Origin of the sequence: Herbaspirillum sp. SJZ107, from assembly GCF_006715485.1 — a bacterium.
Lineage (GTDB): Bacteria > Pseudomonadota > Gammaproteobacteria > Burkholderiales > Burkholderiaceae_D > Telluria.
This window is the reverse complement of the sequence record NZ_VFNH01000001.1, coordinates 1592094-1614034: the sequence shown is the minus strand read 5'-3', so window position 1 is coordinate 1614034 and position 21941 is coordinate 1592094. Positions and strand designations below refer to the sequence as shown.

21 protein-coding genes and 1 pseudogene are annotated in these 21941 nt (G+C 63.2%); 15 read left to right on the top strand and 7 right to left on the bottom strand.

All coding sequences use genetic code 11. From position 1 onward, the window contains the following. Window positions 1-56 precede the first annotated feature (56 nt). Entirely contained in the window at window positions 57-296 is a 240-nt protein-coding gene (locus tag FBX97_RS07235) for a hypothetical protein (RefSeq protein WP_141829903.1), read from the bottom strand. A 154-nt stretch (window positions 297-450) separates the two neighbouring features. Here FBX97_RS07235 and FBX97_RS07230 point away from each other — a divergent pair, with 154 nt between their 5' ends. The 4 genes from FBX97_RS07230 to FBX97_RS07215 all read left to right on the top strand — a co-directional run bounded on the left by FBX97_RS07230 (window position 451) and on the right by FBX97_RS07215 (window position 5545). Continuing rightward, a complete protein-coding gene (locus FBX97_RS07230) occupies window positions 451-1851 on the top strand; it encodes a PLP-dependent aminotransferase family protein (RefSeq protein WP_185748498.1) in 1401 nt (466 codons plus the stop codon). 101 nt (window positions 1852-1952) lie between these two features. Beyond that, a complete protein-coding gene (locus FBX97_RS07225) occupies window positions 1953-2507 on the top strand; it encodes a DUF3237 domain-containing protein (RefSeq protein WP_141829901.1) in 555 nt (184 codons plus the stop codon). A gap of 233 nt (window positions 2508-2740) precedes the next feature. Continuing rightward, window positions 2741-4438 (top strand): MFS transporter, encoded by a 1698-nt coding sequence (locus FBX97_RS07220; RefSeq protein ID WP_141829899.1) that lies wholly within the window; start codon window positions 2741-2743, stop codon window positions 4436-4438. Between the two features lie 213 nt (window positions 4439-4651). Then, a complete protein-coding gene (locus tag FBX97_RS07215) occupies window positions 4652-5545 on the top strand; it encodes a hypothetical protein (protein WP_141829897.1) in 894 nt (297 codons plus the stop codon). A gap of 4 nt (window positions 5546-5549) precedes the next feature. Here FBX97_RS07215 and FBX97_RS07210 read toward each other — a convergent pair whose 3' ends face one another. The 3 genes from FBX97_RS07210 to FBX97_RS07200 all read right to left on the bottom strand — a co-directional run bounded on the left by FBX97_RS07210 (window position 5550) and on the right by FBX97_RS07200 (window position 10676). Then, entirely contained in the window at window positions 5550-6773 is a 1224-nt protein-coding gene (locus tag FBX97_RS07210) for an MFS transporter (protein ID WP_141829895.1), read from the bottom strand. A gap of 76 nt (window positions 6774-6849) precedes the next feature. Continuing rightward, on the bottom strand, window positions 6850-8937 hold the full coding sequence (locus FBX97_RS07205) for a 3-hydroxyacyl-CoA dehydrogenase NAD-binding domain-containing protein (protein ID WP_141829894.1): 2088 nt from the start codon (window positions 8935-8937) through the stop codon (window positions 6850-6852). A gap of 35 nt (window positions 8938-8972) precedes the next feature. Continuing rightward, entirely contained in the window at window positions 8973-10676 is a 1704-nt protein-coding gene (locus FBX97_RS07200; protein ID WP_141829892.1) for a 3-(methylthio)propionyl-CoA ligase, read from the bottom strand. Between the two features lie 192 nt (window positions 10677-10868). Here FBX97_RS07200 and FBX97_RS07195 point away from each other — a divergent pair, with 192 nt between their 5' ends. The 7 genes from FBX97_RS07195 to FBX97_RS07165 all read left to right on the top strand — a co-directional run bounded on the left by FBX97_RS07195 (window position 10869) and on the right by FBX97_RS07165 (window position 16579). Continuing rightward, window positions 10869-12368: a YdiU family protein gene (locus FBX97_RS07195; RefSeq protein WP_141829890.1), complete on the top strand. Its 1500-nt coding sequence runs from the start codon at window positions 10869-10871 to the stop codon at window positions 12366-12368. A gap of 30 nt (window positions 12369-12398) precedes the next feature. Next, complete coding sequence (msrB, locus tag FBX97_RS07190; protein ID WP_141829889.1) at window positions 12399-12794, top strand: peptide-methionine (R)-S-oxide reductase MsrB; 396 nt, start codon at window positions 12399-12401, stop codon at window positions 12792-12794. 20 nt (window positions 12795-12814) lie between these two features. Beyond that, window positions 12815-13453 (top strand): septation protein A, encoded by a 639-nt coding sequence (locus FBX97_RS07185; protein ID WP_141829887.1) that lies wholly within the window; start codon window positions 12815-12817, stop codon window positions 13451-13453. Next, window positions 13450-13725: a BolA family transcriptional regulator gene (locus FBX97_RS07180; RefSeq protein ID WP_141829885.1), complete on the top strand. Its 276-nt coding sequence runs from the start codon at window positions 13450-13452 to the stop codon at window positions 13723-13725. The genes FBX97_RS07185 and FBX97_RS07180 overlap by 4 nt, the downstream gene beginning before the upstream one ends. A 104-nt stretch (window positions 13726-13829) precedes the next feature. Then, window positions 13830-14621 carry a peptidyl-prolyl cis-trans isomerase gene (locus FBX97_RS07175; RefSeq protein WP_141829884.1) on the top strand — a complete coding sequence of 264 codons (792 nt, stop codon included), beginning with the start codon at window positions 13830-13832 and terminating at the stop codon, window positions 14619-14621. Between the two features lie 104 nt (window positions 14622-14725). Continuing rightward, the gene (locus FBX97_RS07170; protein ID WP_141829882.1) at window positions 14726-15508 is read left to right on the top strand and encodes a peptidylprolyl isomerase; all 783 of its coding nucleotides are present in this window, start codon (window positions 14726-14728) and stop codon (window positions 15506-15508) included. A 210-nt stretch (window positions 15509-15718) separates the two neighbouring features. Further along, on the top strand, window positions 15719-16579 hold the full coding sequence (locus FBX97_RS07165; RefSeq protein WP_141829881.1) for an intradiol ring-cleavage dioxygenase: 861 nt from the start codon (window positions 15719-15721) through the stop codon (window positions 16577-16579). A gap of 7 nt (window positions 16580-16586) precedes the next feature. On the opposite strand, the gene lpxD is transcribed toward FBX97_RS07165, so the two are convergent. After that, window positions 16587-17639: a UDP-3-O-(3-hydroxymyristoyl)glucosamine N-acyltransferase gene (lpxD, locus tag FBX97_RS07160; RefSeq protein ID WP_141829879.1), complete on the bottom strand. Its 1053-nt coding sequence runs from the start codon at window positions 17637-17639 to the stop codon at window positions 16587-16589. 134 nt (window positions 17640-17773) lie between these two features. Continuing rightward, window positions 17774-18331 (bottom strand): outer membrane beta-barrel protein, encoded by a 558-nt coding sequence (locus FBX97_RS07155; protein WP_141829877.1) that lies wholly within the window; start codon window positions 18329-18331, stop codon window positions 17774-17776. A 358-nt stretch (window positions 18332-18689) separates the two neighbouring features. Between FBX97_RS07155 and FBX97_RS07150 the strand changes: the two genes are divergently transcribed. From FBX97_RS07150 to FBX97_RS07140, 3 genes are read left to right on the top strand one after another with little or no spacing between them, the layout of a single operon-like run. Next, on the top strand, window positions 18690-19283 hold the full coding sequence (locus FBX97_RS07150) for a PAAR domain-containing protein (RefSeq protein WP_141829875.1): 594 nt from the start codon (window positions 18690-18692) through the stop codon (window positions 19281-19283). After that, window positions 19280-19903 (top strand): hypothetical protein, encoded by a 624-nt coding sequence (locus tag FBX97_RS07145; protein WP_141829874.1) that lies wholly within the window; start codon window positions 19280-19282, stop codon window positions 19901-19903. The genes FBX97_RS07150 and FBX97_RS07145 overlap by 4 nt, the downstream gene beginning before the upstream one ends. Further along, window positions 19900-20424 (top strand): hypothetical protein, encoded by a 525-nt coding sequence (locus tag FBX97_RS07140; protein WP_141829872.1) that lies wholly within the window; start codon window positions 19900-19902, stop codon window positions 20422-20424. Before FBX97_RS07145 ends, FBX97_RS07140 begins: the two co-directional genes overlap by 4 nt. A 290-nt stretch (window positions 20425-20714) precedes the next feature. Here the strand turns inward: FBX97_RS07140 and FBX97_RS30465 are convergent. Then, window positions 20715-20911: pseudogene (locus tag FBX97_RS30465) on the bottom strand (hypothetical protein); the annotation flags it as partial. Window positions 20912-21181: 270 nt separating this feature from the next. Here FBX97_RS30465 and FBX97_RS07130 point away from each other — a divergent pair. Then, complete coding sequence (locus FBX97_RS07130; protein ID WP_141829869.1) at window positions 21182-21880, top strand: glutathione S-transferase family protein; 699 nt, start codon at window positions 21182-21184, stop codon at window positions 21878-21880. Window positions 21881-21941 lie beyond the last annotated feature (61 nt).

Genomic DNA, 21941 nt, shown 5'->3' with positions numbered 1-21941 from the left:
TTGGCATCATTTGGCACGATGCGTTGTCGTCACGTGCTTGCGCGACGGCTTCCCGCTCAGGAGAAATTCAGGTCCAGACCGAGCTTGCGGCCAAGGACGAAGGTGACGACGGCCAGGACCACCAGCGCCAGCACAAAGCCCACGGCCACCTTGGCGGCCGTACGCAGCACCTCACCCCGCTCGCGCTCACGCCCCTTCTTCCCCTGGTCGTAATGCCACTTGATGGCGAAGAACATGCCGATGCCCAGCACCAGAAACTTGAATATAACGAAGACTACAGGGACCCAATCCATCATTTTGAATGTTTTCCAGGCTAAGACTTGAGACTGCAGCGTGATGTCGGACTGCGGACAAGAGAAGAGAAAACGCCGGCGACTGCCGTGCAAGCATGGTGTCGCTGCACGTTCTGAGGCATTCTACTTAAAAGCAATTTCCATACATTGAGACATAATGTCCCAGTTAAAAGCCATACAAGATGAAAACGTCGCGCTCTGGTTGCCGCGGCTGGCCGTGCAGGGCGGCCCGCGTTTCTTGCAGATTGCGGACGCGCTGCAAGCGGCGGTGGCAGACGGATCGCTGAAGCCGGGTGACCGGCTACCGCCGCAGCGCCGCCTGGCGGCGCAGCTGGACGTCGACCTGACGACGGTCACGCGCGCCTATGACGAAGCCAGGCGCCGCCAGCTGCTGGAGGGACGCGGCGCGCGCGGCACGTATGTCGCGGCGCCGAAAGTCGAATTGACCGCGGTCCTCGACCTTAGCATGAATACCCCGCCACCGCCGGAGGGCGTGGACTTCGACGACCTGCTGAAACAGGGCTTGTCACAGGTACTGATGCGGACAGATAACGAATTGCTGATGAACTACCACCTGGGCGGCGGCAGCGAGGCCGACCGCAAGGCCGGCGCCAGATGGCTCGAACCGATGTTCGGCCATCTGGATGCGCGCCAGCTCGTCGTCTGTCCCGGCGCGCAAGCCGCGATCGCCGCAGCGATCCTTGCGCTGACGGCGCCCGGCGACGTCATCCTGGCCGAGCCCACGAGCTATCCCGGCTTGCGCGCCGCCGCCGCCCAGTTCGGCCGCCACATCATCGCGGTGGAAGCGGACAAACACGGGATGGTCCCCGAAATGCTCGAGGAAGCGTGCGAGCGGCACAAGCCGGGACTGGTCTACCTGAATCCGACCTTGCAGAATCCGACCGCCATCACCATGCCCGAACGCCGGCGCAAGGCAATCGCCGGCGTCGCGAAACGCTGCAATGTCCGCATCGTCGAGGACGATCCCTACTGGCGCCTTGCCGAGGCCCCGCCGCCGCCGCTTGCCGCGTTTGCGCCGGACCAGGCGATCTACATCTCGACCCTGTCGAAATGCCTGACGCCGGGCTTGCGGGTCGCCTTCGTGCTGCTGCGCGATCCGCACGAGCGCGAACGCTTCCTGGGCGCGCTGCGCGCGTTTGCGCTGATGGCCGCGCCGCTGACGGCCGCCCTTGCCACCCAGTGGATACTCGACGGCTCGGCCGACGGATTGCTGGCAGGCGTACGGGGCGAGGCCCGCCTGCGCCACCGGATGGCGCGCACTATCCTCGCCGGGCGCTACAGCGGCGCCGGCGACGGCCTGCATGTATGGCTCGAGCTGCCGGCGTACTGGACGGCATCGCAGCTTGCGCGGGCGGCGGACCGCGAGGGCATTGCGGTCACGCCGGCGGACGCCTTCGCAATGGGCAGCGCATCCGTGAATGCCATCCGGATTTCCCTGGGCAGCATCCAGGATCGTGGACGCTTGCAGGCGGGCCTGCATCGGCTGTCTCAACTGCTTGCGCGGCGGCCCGAATCGTTCGGCGCTGCCGTGGTTTGACAGGGATGCGCGTTGGCTTGTCAACGCGCATGCACCGGGCTAGTATGAACTAAGTATCAGCTTACCTGATACTCTCAAAAGAAATCGAACCCGGAGGAGACATGAAAAAATACCTTGCCCTTGTTTTCGCATTGCTATCGTTTATCGCGGCCCATGGAGCGGTATGCGCTGCCGACAAGGAGGACTTCCAGCTGCCCAAACCGAAGCTCGAGCACCTCGCGCGTTTCAACGTCAATCTGGAAGCGCCGATCTGGGAACTGGGCGCGACCAGCGACGCGGGGCGGCGCCGCATCATTCCGATTACCAGCGGCAGTTTCGAAGGCAAGCGGCTGAAGGGAACCATCCTCAACAATGGTGCGGACTGGCAGGTCGTCACCGCCCAGGGTCTTGCCATCATCGACACCCGTTATCTGCTCAAGACCAGCGACGGCGCCCTGATCTACTTACAGACCAAGGGTTTTCGCTATGGACCGCCCGAGGTGATGGCGGAAGTCGCCAAGGGCAACCCGGTCGATCCCGCCAGATATACCTTTCGTTTGACGATGAGCTTTGAAACCGCCGATCCCCGCTACACCTGGCTCAACCGCGCCATCGGCGTGGGCTCGGCAATGCGTCTCGGGGCGGCTGTCGTGTACGACGCCTACTTGTTGGAGTGAAGGGCCGAGTCCGCAGCCGATATATCCTTGTCGGCACTGGGGCTGAGGGCCTCGATCGGACCGTTCGCCGTGTCTGCACTCGGTCGGAATGGAAGCCCGTCCAGCCCGGTCAACCCGTCAGTCTCATGTAAGTTTGAAGACAGCACCGCGTAAGCTTCGCGGCGCACAGTCGCTCCGCGGCCGACGTAAATACGCCGCCGCGAGGACGTCAAACTTACAATATGGAGACTGCAATGGCGATCACACCCGGCATGGCCGCCGGCGGGAAGGCAGCGCCTTCCAGCGGGCTTACCAGGGAAGAACGGAAAGTCATCTTCGCTTCCTCTCTGGGTACCGTCTTCGAATGGTACGACTTCTACCTGTACGGTTCGCTTGCCGCAATCATCGGCAAGCAGTTCTTCCTCGGCGACCCCACCACCTCCTTCATCTTCGCGCTGCTGACCTTCGCCGCCGGCTTCCTGGTACGGCCCTTCGGCGCCCTGGTATTCGGCCGGCTGGGCGACATGATCGGCCGCAAATACACCTTCCTGGTCACGATCCTGATCATGGGCGGCTCGACCTTCATCGTCGGCATCCTGCCCGGCTACGCGTCGATCGGCATCGCCGCGCCGATCCTGCTGGTCTGCCTGCGCATCCTGCAGGGCCTGGCGCTGGGCGGCGAATACGGCGGCGCCGCCACCTACGTCGCCGAACACGCACCCGAAGGCCGGCGCGGCTACTTCACGTCCTGGATCCAGACCACGGCAACGCTGGGCCTGTTCCTGTCGCTGCTGGTGATCCTGGGCGTGCGCACCTCGATGGACACCGCCTCCTTCGACGCCTGGGGCTGGCGCATCCCCTTCCTGGTATCGGTAGTCCTGCTCGGCGTGTCGGTGTGGATCCGGATGTCGATGGCGGAGTCGCCCGCGTTCGCAAAGATGAAAGCCGAAGGCAAGACCTCCAAGGCCCCGCTCAGCGAAGCCTTCCTGACCTGGCGCAACGGCAAGATCGCGCTGCTGGCCCTGCTCGGGCTGGTGATGGGGCAGGCCGTGGTCTGGTACACCGGCCAGTTCTACGCCCTGTTCTTCCTGACCCAGACGCTCAAGATCGAGCCGGCCTCAGCCAACATCATGCTGGCCGTCGCGCTGGCGCTGGGCACACCTTTCTTCATCTTCTTCGGCACGCTGTCGGACCGCATCGGGCGCAAGTGGATCATCCTCGGCGGCTGCGCCATCGCCGCCCTCACCTACTTCCCGATCTTCAAGGCCGTCACCCACTACGGCAACCCGGCCCTGGAAAGCGCAATCAACAACTCGCCGGTGGTGGTGGTCGCCGATCCGGCCTCCTGCCACTTCCAGTTCAACCCGACCGGCACGGCCAAGTTCCCATCGTCGTGCGACATCGCCACCGCGCAATTGACCGCCGCCTCGGTCAGCTACACCCACCAGGACGCGCCGGCCGGCACCGTCGCCAGCATCAAGATCGGCGACAAGGTCTACCCCTCCTTCAACGCCACCATGACGGCGGACGGGCTGGACTTCGACAAGGCCAGCAAGGCGCGCGAAGCGGCGCTGAAGAAAGACCTCGGCGCCTCGCTGAAGGCGGCCGGCTACCCGCCCAAGGCCGATCCCGAGCAGATCAACCGGCCGATGCTGGTGCTGATGCTGTTCATCCTGGTGCTGTTCGTGACCATGGTGTACGGTCCGATCGCGGCGATGCTGGTCGAGATGTTCCCGACCCGCATCCGCTATACCTCGATGTCGCTGCCCTACCACATCGGCAACGGCTGGTTCGGCGGCCTGCTGCCGACGATCTCGTTCGCGCTGGTGGCGTCCAACGGCAATATTTATTATGGCCTCTGGTATCCGATCATCATCGCGGTGCTGTGCGTCGTGATCGGGGCGCTGTTCGTGCGCGAGACCAAGGACAACAATATCTACGCGGCGGATTAAACCACTTGCACCTTCTTCGCCAACGACCGGGCCGCCAGGAATGGTGGCCTTTTTACTGCCTCACGCCACCCGCACGCACAGCACGCATACGTCCCAAGCAGATTTCCCGGTTTAGTGACTATTGGTTAATAAAATGTCATAATGAAAATAATTCAACCTAGAATGAGGTATCTGATGAGCCAAGGCCCGATCAGCACAATCCAATGTGAGCCCATGACGACGGTAACCCGCCTCGACGTCGATGAAATGGCAACGCGCGTGGTCGAGGCATCACGGCCATCGTCCGATCTCGACGCCAAGTCCATGACACTGACCGTGCTGAGCGTGGCTTTGCTGGCCGTTTCGCTACTGACCAAGGATGGGATCGAAGTCGAACTCGCGGGGGCGAAGCTCGAGTCGGTGGACTGGCGCCTCATGGTCATCCCGCTTGGCGTTGCCTTGATTTACCTGGCCATCCACCTGTACATGCAATGGTGGTCCGAGCGGCAAGTATGGCGTTTTGCCACCGTGCGTTCCGTTACCAGCATCCAGGCCGAGCTGGAACGGCACGCCAAAACGGCCAGTGCAACATTAGCGGGACTGGAGCGTTTCCATCAGGTGTGGCTGGACCCTGGGCGCCTCAGCCCCTCCACCTTCGCATTCAAACATCCAGAGCGAGCCGTCACGCCGCCGCAACAGGTGGCGGCCGAACTCGAGTCTCGCGTCGCTTCCGAGTACGCAACGCTACGGGACGTCGACGCTTTCAAATACATCCGGGAAGACGTCTGGAAAGAGACGATGCAGGCGATCATCGACTACGAAGTCATCAACGCGGAATGGAAGTTGTCGCGGGCGTCGCACACCAACGAGCGAACAGGCGCACTCGAGCGCAAAATAGCTGCAATCAGAAAATTCGACGAGACAGAACGCAAAGACGTCTTCGAACGAAAGCCTGGCCCCGGCAGTGAACTCATGCTCCGCCATGTGGCGGCGCTCAAGCGCACGCGCACTGCGCTGGCCATGTACCGCTTCCGCCAGCGAAGCCTGCTCGTGTTCCCGATCGTCTTGGCGGCCTGCGCGCTCACCGTCATGATTGCGCAGTTTTGGATGCGTTACGAGTTCAAGTAAGTGCTCAAGCGTCCGTAATGGTTTCGGCGCAGCGCTCGGCCGGCGCCGACTGGCGGCTCCATGCCCGCATGCGGGTCGCCGCCCACGCCGTCATGGCGGCGCCGAACAGCAGCACCAGGCGCGTATCGAACAGGGTCAGCACGGCACCGGCCGCCGCCATCAGGATGTTCGCCAGGCAGAAGGTGGTCGACAGCAGCCCCATGACCGCACCCTGGCCATGGCCGCCGAAGCGGTCGGCGGCCCATACCTGGATCACGGCATTGTAGAACGCGTGCGGCAGCCCGAAGGCCATGATGCCGACCATGCCGATCCACAGGTTGCCGGCGCCGAGCGAGGCGATCGCCAGCGCCACCACCACGGCCAGCAGGCCGGCGCGCTGCAGCGGATCGGTGCGGCTCTGGCGGCCGGCGAACAGCGCGGCGCCGGTCATGATGCCGCACATGCCGACGTTGACCAGGGCGATCGACCGGGTGTCGTAATGGCCGACCTCGACCAGCCACAGCGGATAGAACTCGTAGAAGGCCGTGACGCCGCAGGTGTAGGCCAGCTGCACGCCGAACAGCGTGCGCAGGCCGGGATGGCGCAGCAGGTTGAAGGCGTGGCGTTCGCGCGCCACCTGCCACCACGACGGGCCGTGGCTGCTCGGCTGGCGCGGCAGCGCGATCGTCACCAGGCACGCGCCCAGCAGCAGCGCGCCGGCGGCGATATAAAACGGTACCGTGACGCCCCAGCCCACGGTGAAGCCGGCCAGCAGCGGCCCGAACAGCCAGCCGAGGTGCAGCGCCCCGTTCAGCCAGGATAGCGCGTGGTTGCGCAGCGGCCCCTGCAGGCGGTCGGCCAGCATCGCCCGCACGATCGAACTCTGCCCTTCGAGCAAGCCGGTGCCGAAGCGCGCCAGCAGGAACAGCGGATACGAATGGCTGGCCAGGGCCCAGGCAGTCAGCACGTGGCCGAGCGCGGCGCCGGCCGCCGTTCCCAGCAGCAGCGGCCGGCGTCCGAAACGGTCCGACAGCGAGCCCAGCACCGCGGTGCCGATCAGCAGCCCGATCGGGTTCACCATCAGCGCCACCGAAAACAGCAGCTTGGGCGGTAGCCCGAGGAAATTGGTCAGGCCGTCCGCCGTCCCATGGACGAAGAGCGGCGGCAGGATCGGATAAGGCAGCGAAGCGCCGGTCGTGGACAGCAGTCCCAGCAGGCAGGCGGTGGCGATCAGCAGGGCGTTCTTCATGTCGGCTCGTTAACGAAAGTGTAACGAGCCTAGCACGAGCGTCACCCTACCCGCATCTCGGGATTAAGCGACGACACTAAGTGTTGAAACCCCTGCCCTCGGCCGCCAGCCGCACCAGCAGCGGCGCCGGCGTCCAGGCGTCGCCGTGGTAGCCGCGCGCGAATTCCTCCATCGCCGCCAGCACCGCCGGCAAGCCGACCGTGTCCGCATAGAACATCGGCCCGCCGCGGTGCAGCGGGAAGCCGTAGCCGGACAGGTAGACCATGTCGATGTCGGAGGCGCGCAGCGCGATGCCCTCTTCCAGTATCTTTGCACCCTCGTTCACCAGCGCGTACACCAGGCGCTCGACGATTTCCTCGTCGCCGACGATGCGGCGCTCGATGGTCAGGCCGGCCACGTGCCCGGTGATCATGTCCTCGACCAGCGGCGACGGCAGCGGCGCGCGCTCGCCGGCCACGTAGTCGTACCAGCCGGCGCCGGTCTTCTGGCCGAAGCGGCCCTGCTCGCACAGCAGGTCGGCGGTCTTCGAATACTTGACGTCGGGCATCTCGACCTGGCGCCGCTTGCGGATGTACCAGCCGATGTCGTTGCCGGCCAGGTCGCTCATGCGGAACGGGCCCATGGCAAAGCCGAAGGCTTCGGCGGCGCGGTCGACCTGGTGCGGCAGCGCGCCCTCGTCCAGCAGGAAGCCGGCCTGGCGGATGTATTGCTCGACCATGCGGTTGCCGATGAACCCGTCGCACACGCCCGCCACCACGCCGGTCTTCTTGAGCTTTTTCGACAGCGCCAGCGCGGTGGCCAGCACGTCCTTGCCGGTGTGCGCGCCGCGCACGATTTCCAGCAGCTTCATCACGTTGGCCGGGCTGAAGAAGTGCAGCCCGATCACGTCCTGCGGCCGTGTCGTGAAGGCCGCGATCCGGTTCAGGTCCAGCGTCGAGGTGTTCGTGGCCAGGATCGCGCCCGGTTTCATGACGGCGTCGAGCCGGCGGAACACGGTTTCCTTGACCGCCAGGTCTTCGAACACCGCTTCGACCACGATGTCGGCCGCGGCGATGTCCTCATACGCAAGCGTGGTGCGGATCAGGCCGATGCGCCGGTCGAACTGGTCCTGGCCGAGCTTGCCCTTCTTGACGCTGCTTTCGTAGTTCCTGCGGATCGTCGCCAGGCCCTTGTCGAGCGCGGCCTGCTCGGTATCGAGGATGGTCACCGGGATGCCGGCATTGGCGAAATTCATGGCGATGCCGGCGCCCATGGTGCCGGCGCCGACCACCGCCGCGGATGCGATCGGGCGCACCGGCGTGTCGGCCGGCACGTCCGGGACCTTGGCGGCGGCGCGCTCGGCAAAGAAGGCGTGGCGCAGCGCCTTCGACTCGACGGTCTCCGCGAGCGCCATGAAACGATCGCGCTCGTAGGCCAGCCCTTCCTCGAAGGGCATGGTGGCGGACGCCACCACCGCCTCCAGGCAGGCCAGCGGCGCCGGGAACGGGCCGGCGGCGGCCTGTACCCTGGCGCGTGCCGCTTCCAGGAAAGCGTCCAGGCCGGCTTGCTCGATCGCGTTGTCGCGCACGCGCGGCAGCGGACGCACGGCGGCGACGCGTTCGGCAAAGGCGACTGCCCCTTCCACCACGTCGCTGCCGGCCGGCAGCAGGTCGTCGAACAGCAGCGTGCCGGCCAGTTTTTCCGACGCTACCGGCGTACCGGAGACGATCATGTCCAAGGCCGGCTCCAGACCCAGCACGCGCGGCAGGCGCTGGGTGCCGCCGGCGCCCGGCAGCAGGCCCAGTTTCACTTCGGGCAGCGCGATCTGCGCACCGGGCAGCGCCACCCGGTAATTTGCGCCCAGCGCCAGCTCCAGCCCGGCGCCCATGCACACGCTGTGGATGGCCGCGACCACCGGCTTGCTCGATGCCTCGACCACGCGGATCAGGGTGTGCAGCGTCGGCTCGGTCAGGGCCTTGGGCGAATTGAACTCGCGGATGTCGGCGCCGCCCGAGAAGGCGGTACCGGCGCCGGTGATGACGATGGCTTGCACCGCGTCGTCGGCCTGGGCACGCTGCAGGGCGGCCACGGCGGCAGTGCGGGTCTCGAGGCCGAGGCCGTTGACCGGCGGGTTGTTCAGGGTGATGACGGCAACGCGGTTGCGGAGCTGGTAGTCTGCGCTCATGTGTCTCTCGTGTCAGTGATACGGCAATGCGGGCACTATAACCGAGCCTGTCCCGGGCCGGCCACGCCCTGGGCGGCGCGGTGGTCCTTGAACTGCTCGCGCAATTTGTTCTTCTGGACCTTGCCGGTCCCGCCGATCGGCAGCGCCTCGACGAACACGACGTCGTCCGGCATCCAGAACTTCGCGATCCTGCCCTCGAACCACTTCAGCATCTCTTCGCGGCCGACCTCCTGGCCCGGCCGGCGCACCACCAGCAGCAGCGGCCGCTCGTCCCATTTCGGGTGGGCCATGGCAATGCAGGCCGCCTGCAGCACCGCCGGGTGCGCCATCGCGATGTTCTCGATGTCGATCGAGCCGATCCACTCGCCGCCGGACTTGATCACGTCCTTGCTGCGGTCGGTGATCTGCATGAAGCCGTCGGGGTCGATGGTCGCCACGTCGCCGGTCGGGAACCAGCCGTCCACCAGCGGATCGCCGCCCTCGTCCCTGAAATAGCTGGCAATGATCCACGGTCCCTTGACCAGCAGGTGGCCGGATGCCTGGCCATCCCAGGGCAGTTCGGCACCTAGATCGTCGACGATCTTCATGTCCACGCCGTAGATCGCATGGCCCTGCTTCTGCAGGATGGCGCGCTGGCGCTCGACCGGCAGCGCGCGGTGCTTCGCCAGCAGGCCGCCGGTGGTGCCGAGCGGCGACATTTCCGTCATGCCCCAGCCGTGGATGACCTGCACGCCGAAGCGGTCGATCAGGGTGTCCATCATCGCCGGTGGGCAGGCCGAGCCGCCGATCACGGTGCGCCGGAAGGTCGAGAAGGTCAGGTCGTTCTGGATCGCATAATTGATCAGGCCCAGCCAGACCGTCGGCACGCCGGCCGAGAAGGTCACGCCCTCGCCCTCGAACAGGTCGTACAGCGACTTGCCGTCGAGCTGGGCGCCCGGCAGCACCAGCTTGGCGCCGGACAGCAGCACCGAATACGGCAAGCCCCACGCATTCACGTGGAACATCGGCACCACCGGCAGCACGGTATCGATGGCGCCCACGTTCAGTACGTTCGGCAGGGCCGATGCGTAGGCGTGCAGCACGGTCGACCGGTGCGAGTACAGCGCGCCCTTGGGGTTGCCGGTCGTGCCCGAGGTGTAGCACAGCGAGGCGGCCGCGTTCTCGTCGAGCTCCGGCCAGGCGTAATCGCCGTCCTCCGCATCGAGCAGGTCTTCGTAGCACAGCAGGTCCGGGATGCGCGTGCCGGCCGGCATGTGGGCGCGGTCGCTCATCAGCACGAAGGCGCGCACCGTCGGGCAGGCGGCGGCGATCGCCTCGACCAGCGGCAGGAAGGTCAGGTCGAAGCACAGCACCTGGTCTTCCGCGTGGTTGACGATGTAGGCGATCTGCTCGGGATGCAGGCGCGGATTGATCGTGTGCAGCACGGCGCCGGACCCAGACGCGCCGTAGTAGAGCTCGAGATGGCGGTAGCCGTTCCAGGCCAGCGTACCGACCCGCTGCCCGCCTTCGACGCCCAGCCTGGCCAGCGCCTGCGCCAGCTTGCGTGCGCGCAATTCGCAATCGCGGTAGGTGTACCGGTGCAGCGCATCCTGCAACCCCGCCTGCAGGCCGGCTTCGACGCGGCGCGACACGATCTCGCTGGCGCCGTAGTGGCGCGCGGCAAATTGCAGGATGCTCGAGATGGTGAGCGATTGGTGCATCATCTGGCCCATGAGTGGCGTGTGAAGCGGGCTGTGCATGACGGCGGATCTCCTCTAATGATGTTTACGGCTCAGTTTCGACCGGTCGTGCGAAAATCGTCAACGGTTTTCGATGCTGCATTGCCGCAAGGGCTTGCCGCTAAGCCGTTACCGAATGTAACGCGCTTTGGCCGACCTGCAAGCGGACCCATAGAATCGGCGCGCTTACGGTAGAATCGCGACATTCCTGCAATGCCACTGACTGGAACGACCATTACTGCTGACGACCTGCCACTCGACAATTCCTTCGCTGAATTGCCACCCGCGTTCTACACGCGGCTGATGCCGACGCCGATGCCCGCGCCGTACTTCGTCGCGGCCAGCGCCAAGGCTGCCGCCCTGGTCGGGCTCGACCCCGCCGACCTGGCGCACGACGATTTCGTTGCCGTATTTACCGGCAACGCGGTACCGCCACGCGCCAAGCCGCTGTCCGCCGTGTACTCCGGCCACCAGTTCGGCCACTGGGCCGGCCAGCTGGGCGACGGCCGTGCCATCCTGCTGGGCCAGCTGGCCACCCCCTCGGGGCCGATGGAACTGCAGTTGAAGGGCGCCGGCATGACGCCCTACTCGCGCATGGGCGACGGCCGCGCCGTACTGCGTTCCTCGATCCGCGAATTCCTGTGCTCGGAAGCCATGGCTGCCCTGGGCGTGCCGACCACGCGCGCCCTGATGGTGACCGGCTCCAACCAGCGCATCATGCGCGAAACCGTCGAGACCGCCGCCGTGGTGACCCGCATGGCATCCAGCTTCGTGCGCTTCGGTTCCTTTGAGCACTGGCACTACCGTAACAAGCACGACGAGCTGCGCATCCTGGCCGACTACGTGATCCGCGACTTCTATCCGGAACTGGCCGCCGCCGAGAACCCGTACCTGGCCCTGCTGGGCGAAGCCACCAAACGCACCGCGCGCATGATCGCGCACTGGCAGGCGGTCGGCTTCATGCATGGCGTCATGAACACCGACAACATGTCGATCCTGGGCGTGACCCTCGATTACGGCCCGTTCGGCTTCATGGAAGCCTTCGACGTCGACCACATCTGCAACCACACCGACCAGGGCGGCCGCTATTCGTACGCCAACCAGGTGCCGGTCGGCCACTGGAACTGCTATGCGCTGGCCAACGCCCTGCTGCCGCTGATCGGCGATACCGAGGCGGCCCAGGCCGCGCTCGAAGTCTACGTCGACGCCTATGGCGACAAGTTCGACGAACTGCTGCACGCCAAGCTGGGCCTGGCGACGACCCAGGCCGAGGACCGCGTGCTGTTCGACCACATGTTCAAGCTGATGCAGGAGAACCACGTCGACTTCACGCTGTTCTTCCGCCGCCTGGCCGGCCTGCGCCTGGACGTGGCCGATGCGGAGCGCGAAGCAGCCGATGCCCCGCTGCGCGATTTGTTCCTCGACCGTCCCGGCTTCGATGCCTGGGCCGTGCTCTACCGCGAACGCTTGCGCCAGGAAGGGAGCGTGGATGCAAATCGAAGCGAGGCCATGAACCGCGTCAACCCGAAATACATATTGCGCAACTATCTAGCCCAGGTTGCGATCGAAAAGGCGCAGAATGGCGACTTCAGCGAAGTGGCGCGCCTGCTCGCGGTGCTCGAGCGTCCGTTCGACGAGCAGCCCGAGAACGAATCCTATGCGGCGCTGCCGCCGGATTGGGCAGCCCACCTTGAGGTGAGCTGCTCTTCCTGAACTCTCTATATCTATATGAGTGAGACCTCGATGACCGAAAAAGTAACGAAAACCGACGCCGAATGGCGTGCCAAGCTGGATCCGATGGAATACCAGGTGACCCGCCACGCGGCCACCGAGCGCGCCTTCACCGGCAAGTTCTGGGACCATCACAAGCACGGCATCTACCATTGCGTCTGCTGCGATACCCCGCTGTTCGAATCCGATGCCAAGTTCGAATCCGGCTGCGGCTGGCCGAGCTACTTCAAGGCCCTGGACCCGGCCAACGTGATCGAGAAGGTCGACCGTTCGCACGGCATGGTGCGCACCGAAATCATTTGCGCAGTGTGCGATGCGCACCTGGGCCACGTCTTCGAGGACGGCCCGCCGCCGACCGGCCTGCGCTATTGCATCAACTCCGCAGCGATGCGCTTCGAACCCGCCTGACCTGAAAGACCCTGCGTAACATGAAATTCCTGTTCGACCTGTTCCCGGTCATCCTGTTCTTCATTGCCTACCGGCTCGGCCTCAGCCACCAGGAGGCGGCGCACGCGCTCGCCCTCCAGTACATGGGCGGCCTGATCGCCGGCGGCAACATCACGGCCGAACAAGCACCGATCATGCTGGCCACCGCAGTCGGCATCGTCGCCACCGTGCTGCAGATCGGCTACCTGATCGTGCGCGGCCGCAAGGTCGACGGCATGCTGTGGCTGTCGCTGGCCGTGATCGCGGTCATGGGCGGCGCCACCATCTACTTCCATGACGAGAACTTCATGAAGTGGAAACCGACGATCCTGTATTGGGCCTTCGCGCTGGCCCTGCTGGTGGCCCAGGTGGGCTTCGGCAAGAACCTGATGCGCAAGGGCATGGAAAGCCAGATCAAACTGCCCGACGCCGTGTGGGAGCGCCTCGGCTACGCCTGGATCGCCTTCATGGCGGCCATGGGCGTGCTGAACTGGGTCATGGCCTTCGTGGTCTTCAAGGGCAATACCCCGGCCTGGGTCAACTTCAAGATGTTCGGCGCCACCGGCCTGTTCTTCGCCTTCGTCGTCATCCAGACCCTGATGCTGTCCAAACACATGCAGGAACCGGAGGATGCAGCATGAGTCAGACCCGAGTCGAACGTATCCACATGCTGCTGGCCGATGCGCTGGCCCCGACCGTACTCGAAGTCGGCGACGACTCCCACCTGCACGCCGGCCATGCCGGCGCGGCGTCCGGCGGGGGCCATTTCAGCGTCAAGATCGTTTCTGAACGCTTCGAGGGCCTCAGACTGGTCATGCGCCATCGGCTGGTATATGATGCCGTGCAAGGTATGATGCATACCGACATTCACGCGCTGGCGATCACCGCCCATGCGCCATCCGAGCTGTCCTGACGGCCGGAGCTTTCAGGGAATCTTAAGTAATCTGTTTGAAAATCTGCTGCGTATTACAAAAACTAATCCAATCTCGTCCAAGCAACCCCCTCACAGGAAACAACATGACTTTTAAGCCAGCACGGCTGCTGTTAGCCTTGATCGCTATCGCCGCATCCTTTGCAAACCTGCCAGCATCCGCCCAGAACCTCGCCGTCGTCAACGGCAAGGCAATCCCGTCCTCGCGCGCCGACCAGGCCGTGAAACAGGTCGTGGCCCAGGGCCAGGGCCAGGATTCGCCGCAGCTGCGCGAAGCCGTCAAGCAGCAGCTGATCGCCCGCGAAGTGATGATGCAGGAAGCCGTCAAGCAAGGCTACGACAAGAACCCGGAAGTCAAGCAAGCCCTGGAAAGCGCGCGCCAGACCATCGTCATCAACGCCCTGGCCCGCGACTACATCACCAAGCATCCGGTGACCGATGCTGAAGTCAAGGCCGAGTACGACCGCTTCGTCAAGACCAGCGGCGACAAGGAATACCACGTGCGCCACATCCTGCTGGACAACGAAGCCGACGCCAACGCCGTGATCGCCAAGATCAAGGGCGGCGCCAAGTTCGAAGACCTGGCCAAGCAATCGAAAGACACCGGCTCCGCCAACAACGGTGGCGACCTCGACTGGGCCAGCCCGTCGTCCTTCCCGCCGGAATTCGCTGCCGGCCTCACCGGCCTGCAAAAAGGCCAGGTCACCGAGAAGCCGGTCAAGACCCAGGTCGGCTACCACGTGATCAAGCTGGACGACATCCGCCAAGCGAAACTGCCGACGCTGGATGAAGTCAAACCGCAGATCCAGGACTCGCTGTCGCAGCAAAAGCTGGCAGCCTTCCAAGAGGAAATGGTCAAGAAGGCGAAGGTACAGTAAGATGTTGGTATCCCGGCGGCACCGACCGCCGGTTTGCGTCGCATCGCGACATTATGTTGAACATCGGTGGCCTTGCGCTGCCGGGAACAAATAGGATCGAATAAATGATTGTGAAGCCAGCCCGCCTGTTGTTAGTCATGACCGCGATGGTAGCCCTGCCGTCGTTCGCGCAAAACGTTGCGACCGTCAATGGCAAACCGATCCCGGCGTCCAAGGTCGACCAGCTGGTCAAGCAAGTCGTCGCCCAAGGCAAAGCGACCGACTCGCCGCAACTGCGCGATGCGATCAAGAAGGACCTGATCGGCCGCGAAGTCCTGATCCAGGAAGCCGACAAGCAGGGCGTCGGTACCCGCCCGGAGGTCAAGAACCAGATCGACAACGCCCGTCAAAGCATCATCATCAACGCAATGCTGGCGGACTACATCAAGAAGAACCCGGTCACCGACGCCCAGATCAAGGCCGAGTACGACAAGGCCAAGGCTGAACAGGGCGGCCGCCAGGAATACCACGCGCGCCACATCCTGGTCGCGACCGAAGCCGAAGCCAACCAGATCATCGCCAAGCTGAAGGGCGGCGCCAAGTTCGAAGACCTGGCCAAGCAATCGAAAGACCCGGGTTCGGCAGCCAATGGCGGCGACCTCGGCTGGGCCAGCCCGGAGAACTTCGTGCCTGAGTTCTCGAAAGCCATGACCTCGCTGAAAAAAGGCGAAGTCACCCAGACCCCGGTCAAGAGCCAGTTCGGTTACCACGTGATCCGCCTGGAAGAAAGCCGCGCGACCCCGATCCCGCCGCTGGAAGAAGTCAAGCAGCAAGTGGCAGAAGCCGTGCAGCAGCGTAAAGTTGCCGCCTTCCGCGACGACCTGATGAAGAAGGCCAAGATCCAGTAAGCTGGCATGGTCTTGACGCGGTCAAGCTGAAAAGAGCGCTCCTTCGGGGGCGCTTTTTTTTCGCCGCTGCAGCAGCACGCTCCGGATTCGTCTTTACATCGATTTACCGCCGTTGACTGCGCTTTACGCATGGGCAACAGACAATGTCGTCGACCCGGCAAGCAGTATTGACAACCCCGGCCGGCCCCACGCGCGATGAAAGACAGAACCATGGACCACGAACACACCACCCTTGCCGACGACCTCGAGCGCATGCTCGCCACCCAGTCCGACCGCCGCCAGTCGCTGCGCTGGCTGTTTGCCGGCGCCGCCGCCCTGCCCCTGATCGGCTGCGGTGGAGGCGGCAGCGACACCGCCGCCACGGCATCGACGACGACCGGCACCGGCAGCACCGGCACGACCACCGGCACCGGCAGCAACGGCACCTGCAGCGTCATCCCGGAAGAGACCGGCGGCCCCTACCCTGGCGACGGCACCAACAGCAACGGCAGCGGCATCGCCAACGCACTGACGCTGTCCGGCATCGTGCGGGGCGACATACGCACCAGCGTATCGCCCGGCAGCGCTACCGCTGCCGGCATCCCGACCACACTGAAGCTGCAGATCGTCAACGTCGGCAACAGCTGCGCCAGCGCCGCCGGCGCCGCCGTCTACCTCTGGCATTGCGACCGCGACGGCAATTATTCGATGTATGCCACCGGCCTCACCAAGGAAAACTACCTGCGCGGCGTGCAGGAAGCGGACAGCAGCGGCATCGTCACTTTCACCACGATCTTCCCCGGCTGCTACGCCGGCCGCATGCCGCATATCCACTTCGAGGTCTACCCCAGCCTGGCCAAGGCCACCAGCGCCGCCAACCGCGTCAAGACCTCGCAATTCACCTTCCCGATGGCGACGCTCAACGAAGCATATTCGACGACCGCCTACGCCAGCAGTTCACGCAACCTGTCGAGCATCAGCTACGCCACCGACAACGTGTTCAGCGACGGCACTTCGCTGCAGATCGCCTCGGTCACCGACGACCCGGTGAACGGCTACGTGGTCACGCTGACGATCGGCGTCTCGCTCTGAGGCCTGATCAGTCGCCGCCTCTGGCGAGCGCCTTGAGCGCACGTTCCAACGCACGGACTTTTTCGCGCATGGCCGGCAGGTTGCGCAGCAGAGCGGCGTTGCGCTCCCACTCGGCATTGCGCGTGATCGGGTAATAGCCGGTGTAGCGGCCCGGCTCCCTGATCGAATGCGCGACCAGAGTGCCGGCGGTGATGTCGACGTGATCGCAGATGTCGATGTGGCCGTTGACCATGGCCGCGCCGCCGAAGGTGCAATGCCTGCCGATGATCGCGCTGCCGGCGACGCCGACGCAGCCGGCCATGGCGGTATGGGCGCCGATGCGGCAGTTGTGGCCGATCTGGATCTGGTTGTCGAGCTTGACGCCGTCCTCGATGACGGTGTCGTCGAGCGCGCCGCGGTCGACCGTGGTGTTGGAGCCGATGTCCACTTCGTCGCCGATGAGCACGCGGCCGACTTGCGGGATTTTTATATAGACGCCGTCGTCCATGGCGAAGCCGAAGCCGTCGCCGCCGATCACGGCGCCGGAGTGGATAATGCCGCGTGCGCCGATGACGCAGCGGGCGTGGAAGGTGACGTTGGCGAACAGGTGCGTGTGTTCGCCGATGACGGCGTCGCGGCCGATGTAGCAGCCGGCATCGATGACGGCGTGCGCACCGATCACGGCGCCGGCCTCCACCGTGACATGCGGGCCGAGGCAAGCCGTCGGGTCGACGCGTGCCGTGCCGTGGACCACCGCCGTGGGATGGATGCCGCCCGCCGCCGGCGCTTCGCTTGCCCTCACGAGGTATTGCGCTGCGTGCGCAAAATACGCGTGGGGATTGGCGGTGACGATGCGGGCGCCCGCGTAACCGGCAGCCACGGCGTCATCGTCGGACGGCGACAGGATCAGGGCGGCGGCCCGGCTATGCAGCGCCTGCGCCCGGCGCTTGCTGTTGCTCAGGAAACTGATGTCCGAGGCACCGGCGCGCTCCAGCGACGCGACCGCCGTGACCTCGACATCAGGGCTGCCCGCAAGCTGTCCGCCGAAGCGCTCCACCAGGTCACCCAGTCGCGTTCCCATCGCCGTACCTCTCGTCCGCGTGTGCTTGTGCATCGTTTGGACTCATCGATAATCGCGACAGTTCCCGCATCCGGGGCACGGTCGGGCGCGGCCTGTTGCAGCGCAAACGCCGGTCGCGCCAACGGGTCACAGGTCTAGTAACTGTAACGTATGCCCACCAGTACCACATGCCCCTTCAGGTCGGCACCATCGGCCTTGACGATCTTACCGAAGTTCTGGTACTCGAGGATCGCCGCGATGTCCGTATCGAATTTGTAACTCGCACCGATGCCGAAGGTCAGGCTGGTGTGCGTTTCGCTTTCCGACACCGAGTACCCGGCCTCGCTGGCCGCGACCCTGGTGCGGGTATGGGCAGCACCCAGTTTGCCGGTTACGGCGAATGCCGGGCTCCCGTTCCACATCCCGGTGACGGCCAAATGGACCGATTGCGGCGAGGAAGAAGCCCGCGCAGCGTCCGACGAGATTTCGGCTTTACCCATATTGGTATAGCCGATCTCCAGGCCGGTATGCGGCGCGATGCGATAGCCGCCGGCGATCTGGAAAGCAGTGTCGCTTTTGGAGACGCCGATGCCATCGAGAGCCAGCTTCTGCTCGGCAGAGCCTACGCTTGTGCTGATGTAAGCAGCCGGTTCCGCGGCCAAGGCAAGGTTGCAGGAGACGGCCGCGGCGATAGTCATGGCAAAACGTTTCATCAGGAGCCTCAGGGTAGTGGTTGTATGGACAATGTATCCAGATCAAGAGCACTCGAATCGGCTGATCCTTAGGGTATTAAGCAAAATCAACTATACAGAAAACGAATCGTGACCAGATTGCAACGCAAGCATCCTCGCAGGCAAATCGACGCGAGCTTGAAAGCAGATCCTGCCGTTACTCGAACATACGCAAGGCGGATTGGCGACATGCCATTCACGCTACAGCGACCATCCGGACCTTGTCGCAAGCGCCGATAGCTTGAGAAAACGCAAACCCGCGACACTCCCGACTCGGCAAGCTGTTATTAGATTCTCGAAAACATCTGTCGTATGTCAATTTGCGCAGCGAGGCATATATATGGCTGGCGAAATCATTCGGATGGGAGACAAAACCAGTCACGGCGGAACCGTACTGGAAGGCTCGCAAACAGATATCTGCATGGGTAAGCCGATTGCATTTGTCGGCCACAAAACCTTATGCCCGAAATGCCGCGGCACTTTCCCGATCGTTGAGGGCGTCCTGACGACCACATTCTATGGGAAGGGCGTCGCCATTGCAGGGATGAAAACAGCTTGCGGCGCCATCCTGATCGCCAGCCAGTTTACTGATACTGTCGAATGGGGTTCAGGATCCAGCAATACCAAAATGGCTTCGCCCTCCGCAAACATAAGTACTGTTGACCGAGCGGAAGACTCCGATGCAGAAAACCGGCACGTCAGCAACGATCCTGGGGATGACAACACGGATGCCGAGATTCAAAGCGAGCGCTACTACTCAGTTAGGGACAGCGACGGCAATCCAGTGGACGGCTATCGTTATGACCTGCACATTGACGATCAACTGCATACGAAAGCTGGCGCTTATTTGGACGGCGCAACCATAGTCGTCGACGGCAATAGACACGTTCGACTGGTTACCTGGATTGAAAACGACAGCGTTTCGCGCACATGAACGACACAGCCACGATCGACAAGCAGACCCGAACGCTGGCAGCCATGGCATACGGCGAAGCTTCCACTCAAGATATCGCAGAAGAGATGAATGCCCTCGCCAGCGTCCTCGTACGGCAGCGCGATGCGCGGGGTTACAGCGACATCATGAGGTTTGCAAGTTCCGAACCTTCCTTCTCGTTTGTAGTAGCGGACGGAAACGTCCGGTACAAGAAGCTGATGAAAGCGAGCGTAAAAGAGATAATGAGTGACCCGGGCATGTCGGCAGCCATCTCCGCAGCCAACAATGCGCTTGCAGGCGGACAAGATGCGTCCAATGGTGCATATTTCTGGGACGGCGCAGATATAAAATCGAATTACAAAAAGCACGCCAAGGTCAGGCACGGAATCCGTTTTGCAAATAAAAATCACAACGTTTATTCGATTTCCGAATCCAGTAAACTGACAATCGTAACCGAAACGATTACAAAGAAGAGCAAAGGCAAGGTCATCAGCACAACGGTTAACGAGATCGGGAGATACGATCACGTCTATGTATCCACCGCAGCTTATGGTGGCACCATCTTCTGGAAGCTGAACCCGGAGTACGTCAAAATTAATCGGGCAAAGGAATACAAATGAAGTCATTGCCGTTTGCAATAGCGCTTTGGATCATAGGAGCCGATACGCATGCACGGCCAAGCATGGATGCGATTTCGAGCTGCATCAAGAGTGAAAGCACTTCACCGAAGACTCACTACACCGAAATAACGACCGACACCTACAACATCAACAAAGACGACAATAAGAAGCGCACTGAACAAACTTTCAAATATAACGGGGAGATCCTCGGCACCTGGAAAGGTGACCCACCCGATGTGTTTGGCCTTATCTATAACACCGAACACATTTCATTACGAAACGTCAGACGCCTGTCAAAGGCGATGCCAGCCAGTTTCGATGCGGATTTGGCCACCTGGGGTTTGATACGCGAAGGTCCTAGATCTTATCTCTGCATTGCCTTCAATTTTGAGGGCTTAGGCCAGAGTGGTTATTTCCAAAGCGTACACGGCGTCTATCTTGTCGAGCGTGGCACGTTACCGTCACGTACGTTCTACATCGTCGGCCGAGTCACGGCCAATGGCGTCATACTTTCCAAATAAAGTTGAGGGGCGCACAGTCCGCCAGACCTGCTTTATTTAAGCTTCTGGGTTGACGCCCTGTTCGCTTAGGATCGCCACACTCGGACAGGCCTCTAGCGCGATGAACGGTGCCGCGACGTTGACGTCGGTCGAATATGCAGCGGTCGTTGACCTTGCCGATGATGTGGCTGCAGGCACCGAGATCTAACTAACACAGCACGTTCATGACCGCGCTGCGCTCGTCGCGGCGCACCTGGATCACGGTGCCCAGCTCTTCGCTGAACAGCGCGCAGCGTCATCGCGTTGCGGCGCTCGCCCAGGTCGGTGCGCAGCTGCGGGGTCAAGGTCTTGCGCACTTCGCCTACGGTGCGAACGCCGAGACCATCAGCGACACCGGCGAAAACACAGCTTTCGATTCACCGTTATCGTTCCAGGTGATGCGCATCGATAGCAAATCCTTGCCGATCGGCTTCGACACGCGCAGCGCTGGGCACAGTTCCATGCCGACGTCCCGGGGAGGCGAACAGCGCGGCATAACACGCTGCAACGCGACCGCCATCCCACGCAATCAATCGAACCTCGATGCCGCAATTCGCCGCTTCTCGACGATACGCAAGGACTCCAGGGAACCGGCGCGATCGGCTAAGGGCGCTTGATCGTGCGAGGCCCTGTACGATGGACTGTTACAGTGTGCTCACTGCCTCATCAAGCAAACGCTGAGACCGCGCACGGCACCAGCCAGGCACGGCCTTATGAACACAGACAAGGAACCGCCCGAATGACTACCAAACTACGCGTCTTTACCTCGCCATCCGCATTTCCCAACCCCCAGCGCCTGCGCCTGTTCATGCACGAAAAGGGGATTGCCGGTCAATTCGAAGAGACTGTCTACAACATGACGCCGGTCGGCGAGCAGCGCGGCTGGCGCCACCTGAAAATGAACGAGTGGGGCGAGACGCCGACGCTGCAACTGGCGGACGGCAGCTATATATCCGAAACCGCCGCCGTTGTCCGTTACCTGGACCAGGCCTACCCGGGCCGCAAGCTCACCGGCGACACGCCGCTGGAACAGGGCCTGGACAGCATGTGGGATCACCGCATCTGGGTCCACATCCTGTACCGCCTGACCACGGCTTTCCACGTCCTGCATACCGGCCTGGGTTTCAAGCTGGAACTTACGAAGAACGAGGCATGGGGCGAGCACTGCCGCAAGGAAGCCATCGCACATGCCGGGCTGGTCAACAAGCACCTGTCGGACGGACGCCAATGGATGCTGGGCGGCGACCAGCCGACGTTTGCCGACATTACGCTGGCAACCGCCATCGCGTTCTCGAAATTCCCCGTGATTGCCACGCCGCTCGACGAGCGCTTCGAATTCCTGGATGCCTACTGGCAGCGCTGGCAACAGCGCCCGGCCTTCAAGGCTGCCTATGCCGACCGCAACAGCGGGATTCCGGAGATCGACAATCCGGCATGACGATCGGCACAGGCCGATAAAAAAAGCGCTCCCGAGGGAGCGCTTTTTCGTGACGCATCAC

Bases quoted from the DNA above. Each gene is read 5' to 3' on its own strand.
- FBX97_RS07235 (WP_141829903.1), bottom strand. From the start codon at position 296: ATGATGGATTGGGTCCCTGTAGTCTTCGTTATATTCAAGTTTCTGGTG.
- FBX97_RS07230 (WP_185748498.1), top strand. From the start codon at position 451: ATGTCCCAGTTAAAAGCCATACAAGATGAAAACGTCGCGCTCTGGTTG.
- FBX97_RS07225 (WP_141829901.1), top strand. From the start codon at position 1,953: ATGAAAAAATACCTTGCCCTTGTTTTCGCATTGCTATCGTTTATCGCG.
- FBX97_RS07220 (WP_141829899.1), top strand. From the start codon at position 2,741: ATGGCGATCACACCCGGCATGGCCGCCGGCGGGAAGGCAGCGCCTTCC.
- FBX97_RS07215 (WP_141829897.1), top strand. From the start codon at position 4,652: ATGACGACGGTAACCCGCCTCGACGTCGATGAAATGGCAACGCGCGTG.
- FBX97_RS07210 (WP_141829895.1), bottom strand. From the start codon at position 6,773: ATGAAGAACGCCCTGCTGATCGCCACCGCCTGCCTGCTGGGACTGCTG.
- FBX97_RS07205 (WP_141829894.1), bottom strand. From the start codon at position 8,937: ATGAGCGCAGACTACCAGCTCCGCAACCGCGTTGCCGTCATCACCCTG.
- FBX97_RS07200 (WP_141829892.1), bottom strand. From the start codon at position 10,676: ATGCACAGCCCGCTTCACACGCCACTCATGGGCCAGATGATGCACCAA.
- FBX97_RS07195 (WP_141829890.1), top strand. From the start codon at position 10,869: ATGCCACTGACTGGAACGACCATTACTGCTGACGACCTGCCACTCGAC.
- msrB (WP_141829889.1), top strand. From the start codon at position 12,399: ATGACCGAAAAAGTAACGAAAACCGACGCCGAATGGCGTGCCAAGCTG.
- FBX97_RS07185 (WP_141829887.1), top strand. From the start codon at position 12,815: ATGAAATTCCTGTTCGACCTGTTCCCGGTCATCCTGTTCTTCATTGCC.
- FBX97_RS07180 (WP_141829885.1), top strand. From the start codon at position 13,450: ATGAGTCAGACCCGAGTCGAACGTATCCACATGCTGCTGGCCGATGCG.
- FBX97_RS07175 (WP_141829884.1), top strand. From the start codon at position 13,830: ATGACTTTTAAGCCAGCACGGCTGCTGTTAGCCTTGATCGCTATCGCC.
- FBX97_RS07170 (WP_141829882.1), top strand. From the start codon at position 14,726: ATGATTGTGAAGCCAGCCCGCCTGTTGTTAGTCATGACCGCGATGGTA.
- FBX97_RS07165 (WP_141829881.1), top strand. From the start codon at position 15,719: ATGGACCACGAACACACCACCCTTGCCGACGACCTCGAGCGCATGCTC.
- lpxD (WP_141829879.1), bottom strand. From the start codon at position 17,639: ATGGGAACGCGACTGGGTGACCTGGTGGAGCGCTTCGGCGGACAGCTT.
- FBX97_RS07155 (WP_141829877.1), bottom strand. From the start codon at position 18,331: ATGAAACGTTTTGCCATGACTATCGCCGCGGCCGTCTCCTGCAACCTT.
- FBX97_RS07150 (WP_141829875.1), top strand. From the start codon at position 18,690: ATGGCTGGCGAAATCATTCGGATGGGAGACAAAACCAGTCACGGCGGA.
- FBX97_RS07145 (WP_141829874.1), top strand. From the start codon at position 19,280: ATGAACGACACAGCCACGATCGACAAGCAGACCCGAACGCTGGCAGCC.
- FBX97_RS07140 (WP_141829872.1), top strand. From the start codon at position 19,900: ATGAAGTCATTGCCGTTTGCAATAGCGCTTTGGATCATAGGAGCCGAT.
- FBX97_RS07130 (WP_141829869.1), top strand. From the start codon at position 21,182: ATGACTACCAAACTACGCGTCTTTACCTCGCCATCCGCATTTCCCAAC.